Below are 4255 nucleotides of genomic sequence, written 5' to 3'. Positions count from 1 at the left end.
GAACATAAGATACAAAATGGAATAATATTTCTTATAGGATTTTACCACTGAAAACATTTTATTTTATATAAAATAACCCCAAAAATACGAATAATTCGTATGAAACTTATAAAAAAGTTCTGATACTTATCGATTTTCTCAACTCAAATTCTATTTTATTTGTTGCAAAACCATTTTTTATTTTACCATCTGTTAAAGGCATTTTCAACTGTCCGATATTTTCAGACAATTCATAATATACAAACGAAATTTTATTGCTGTACTTTTTTCACCCATATATCAAACATGAAACATTTTTACACTTCAAAAGCAATTTTTACTTGAGTATAAGCCAAAAAAATTATTTATACTATTTTATCTAATATTATAAGTAATCAAACTCTTGATTCAAAAGGAGGTGATATTATTAGGAACAAAATAATATTTCCGATGAGAGAATTTAGAACAACTGTTCTATTGAACTCTCCTCTTGGCAAATCTATCTATTTGAATGGAGGAATCCTTATGAGTGTCCAAAGGAAATTTTGGATTGGAATGCTTATATACACCATAATCACGTGGTGTTTGGCATTCTACATCATATGGATTACATATAACTAATCCGATGACTTAATTGATTTCTCCTTTAAACTGCAGAAAACATCAAATATTATAATTATTGTTTAGCGATAGCCTTAACGGGTTATGTTTGGGTTTGTTGGATTATAATCGACACTCCCTGCAGTTTATAAATTAAAAACAGTAAACTTTATATAAAATATATTTCATAATATTCAGTAGAGTTTAAAATCCACATTGGATACAATTAAATTCTAAACTATTTGAATAGATAGATTTTAATTCAATGTCTACTTGTTCCAACATGTGAAAACATGTTGTAGACATTGATTTGACTAATTTTTATTTGCTTTGTTCTTTTCTAGTAGGGATTTTAATTTAATAGAGAAACAAAGAAAATATACTAACCAACCTAAAGATAGAGATAAAACTACGAACAATTCGTATAAAACGTATGATATAGTTCGCAACCTTATCGATTTGAACTACTAAACTCTGATAAAAAAGAATAACTGTTTGACTAGATAACTATTAAATATTGCTAATTTTAAGAGACTACATCCTGAATACAAAAATTAATTAATTAACATGACCATAAATAACTAACAATGTTTCAATTACGAAAATTAAATTCACTATTAGTCATAATAATAATTTTAATACTTGCATCTCATGCTTTATTAACAGGATTGTTACTAGCTGGATTAATTGAATACACTCCAAATACTATTGTAACCGGTGAAGTACTATTATTCTTTGTTATAGTCCATATAATTATAAGTCTATATCTATTCATCAAAGACAAGATTAAACAGCGAAAAATACATGTATATGCCAATATCAATAAGGATACGATAGTTCAGGCAATCAGCGGGATATTTATAATCATCTTTATTGTAGCACATGTTTTATCATACATTTATCTTCCAGCATATATTCCAAATTTTAATTGGCAAATTACTCATCTAACTATCGACACATTATTCTTTATAACATTATTCATCCATTTGCAAATAAGCATTCCACGATTATTGGTCTCATTTGGATTTTTAGTTGAAAAAAATGATTATGACAAATGCAGGAAAGTTATCAGAATCCTGTTAATTATAATATTCACATTATTGTTCCTAACAGAACTATCATATTATATTCTATGAAAGAGTTGATTTTATGGTAAAAGAAATTATAGTGATTGGTGCAGGTCTTGCAGGACTGACCTGTAGCGTAAAATCCGCCAGCAAAAATATGCACGTGAAATTATTTTCACCGGCGCATTCAGAACGATCCCAATCAGTAATGGCAATGGGCGGAATAAATGCCGCATTAAACACTAAAGGAGAAGATGACTCTGTAAATGAACATTATACAGACACCATTAATGCAGGACAACATATCAACAACCATAATGCCGTGGAAAAACTAACAAATGATGCCCCAGAAATAATCGATTGGTTAAGCAAACTTGGAACAAGTTTCACAAGAGATGACGACGGCAATGTGGATGTCAGGTACTTTGGTGGCCAAAAGAAGATGAGAACAGCTTATGCCGGTGCAAGAACAGGAAAACAGATACTAACAGCAATCAACACCGAATGCAGGAAATGGGAATATAAAGATAAAATTAAAAGATACATCGGTTGGAGATTCTTATCATTGATATTGGACGATGATAAAGTCTGTCGTGGCGTGGTTATGATTAACGAAAATACAGAGGAAATAAGAGATTTTTATGCTGATTTTGTTGTTATAGCATCCGGCGGCATGAATAAGGTTTTTGGAAAAATCAGCGGATCCCTGCACAATGACGGATTTGTAAGCGGGAAATTATTGCATCAGGGCATTGAATTAGCCAATATGGAAATGATACAGTACCATCCAACAACCATAGAAACCCCTGTTAAAAGAATGCTCATTACTGAAGCCGCCCGTGGAGAAGGCGGTAGATTATATACTTTGCGCAATGGTGAAAAATGGTATTTCATGGAAGAATGGTATCCTGAACAGGGTGCTTTAATGCCACGCGATGTTGTATCTCGAAGCATATACAGAGTATGTCATGAAGATGACATGGGAATTGATGGTGAAAATAAGGTTTATTTGGATTTAACTCACTTGGATGAAAAAACCGTCAAAACTAAGCTTGATGAGGTTTATGACGTTTGTATGAACTATCTAAATCTTGACCCTACTCGTGAGCCAATTCCAGTTTATCCGGGTGTCCATTACTTCATGGGAGGCATACGTACAGACGATGCTCATAAAACCAATATTAGGAATTTATTCGCTATTGGAGAATGCTCTTCACAGTACCACGGCGCCAACCGTCTTGGAGGAAATTCATTGCTTGGAGCCATACACGGTGGATGGGTAGTGGCTGATCAATTGGAAGAAATTTCATGTGAAAATAATAGTTCTGAAGAATATGAAATATTAAACTACGAATATGAAGCCTATGAAAATTGGAAGGAACTGCAAAAAGAGGCCAACAACATTTCATCATATGAAATTGAAGAAGAAATTGCAAATATAATGAACAGAACCATGGGGATTTACAGAACGGAAAGTGAACTAAAAGAAGGATTGAATAAACTGAATTCCCTTGAAACAATTCATGTAAACAGTCATGGGTGCTATTATGATTACATTTTATTAAGATCACTGACAGATATTGCAAAAGCAATGCTATCATCAGCATTAGCAAGGAAAGAAAGCAGAGGCGCACATCAAAGATTAGATTATCCCGAAACAAATGAGGAATACCTAAAAACAACCGTGATATCATTTGACAATGATGAATTAAAAATTACATTCAACGATACAGAGGAGAGAATGAGCTGGTAAAAATGGAGTCAATAACCGTAATTATAAAAACCTCAAAAGGCATGAAGGAATATACTTATGAAGGCAATCTCAACATTCCGGTAACTACTCTATTAGAAAGAATCAATGTGAAACATGATATTAAAATCCATTATTCGTCCAGTTGCCTTCAAGGACTGTGCGGAAGTTGTTCAATGATAATCAATGGTTTGCCAAAGCTTGCATGCAAAACATTTGTGAATGAAGAAGCAACAACCAAAAAAATGCATAAGATTACAATAGAACCCTTAAGCAAGTTTCATGTTGTAAAGGACTTGGTTGTCGATAGAACCTCAATGTTTGAAAACATTAAAAATTCCCGCCAATGGCTTGAAGAAGAATCACGTATTAATCAGGATAATCTAGAATTTGAATATGAAGCATCACAATGTTTGATGTGCGGGTGCTGTTTAGAAGCCTGTCCTAACTATACCGGCGAAGACAATTACTATGGCGCAATTTTACCTGTGACATCCTCTAAAATATCAAAACAGGAAAGTGATATGGATAAATTAAAGTTTCTCAAAGAAAATTACAGTAATCATTTTTATAATGATTGTGTGAAATCTCTTGCCTGTGAAAATGTTTGTCCAATGAATATTCAAACACAAAGAGCTATTTCAATAATGAATCGCCATTCAATTTGGAAATTCCATAAATTATTGAAAAAATAACTGATAAATACGAATAATTCGTATAAAATATATGATATAGTTCGCAACCTTATCTATTTGAACCACAAAACTCTAAAAAAATTTATTTTCTGCTAATTATAAAATTTTTGAAATGCAAATATAATAAAAATTCAATAATATAATCTGAATTGTCTAACTATTTT

3 protein-coding genes are annotated in these 4255 nt (G+C 31.9%); all 3 read left to right on the top strand.

Features of this window, described 5'->3' with window-relative positions; translation table 11 throughout:
* The first annotated feature begins 1166 nt into the window (after positions 1-1166).
* From QZ143_RS09330 to QZ143_RS09320, 3 genes are read left to right on the top strand one after another with little or no spacing between them, the layout of a single operon-like run.
* Positions 1167-1715, top strand: a complete 549-nt coding sequence (locus QZ143_RS09330) for a hypothetical protein (RefSeq protein WP_292883526.1) — start codon at positions 1167-1169, stop codon at positions 1713-1715.
* 13 nt (positions 1716-1728) lie between these two features.
* Positions 1729-3399, top strand: coding sequence for an FAD-binding protein (locus QZ143_RS09325; RefSeq protein ID WP_292883523.1), 1671 nt, complete (start codon positions 1729-1731; stop codon positions 3397-3399).
* A gap of 2 nt (positions 3400-3401) precedes the next feature.
* Positions 3402-4091: a 2Fe-2S iron-sulfur cluster-binding protein gene (locus tag QZ143_RS09320; RefSeq protein WP_292601951.1), complete on the top strand. Its 690-nt coding sequence runs from the start codon at positions 3402-3404 to the stop codon at positions 4089-4091.
* Positions 4092-4255 lie beyond the last annotated feature (164 nt).

Origin of the sequence: Methanobrevibacter sp. UBA188 (assembly GCF_905234905.1) — an archaeon.
GTDB lineage: Archaea > Methanobacteriota > Methanobacteria > Methanobacteriales > Methanobacteriaceae > Methanocatella.
This window is presented reverse-complemented; position numbering and strand designations above follow the sequence as displayed.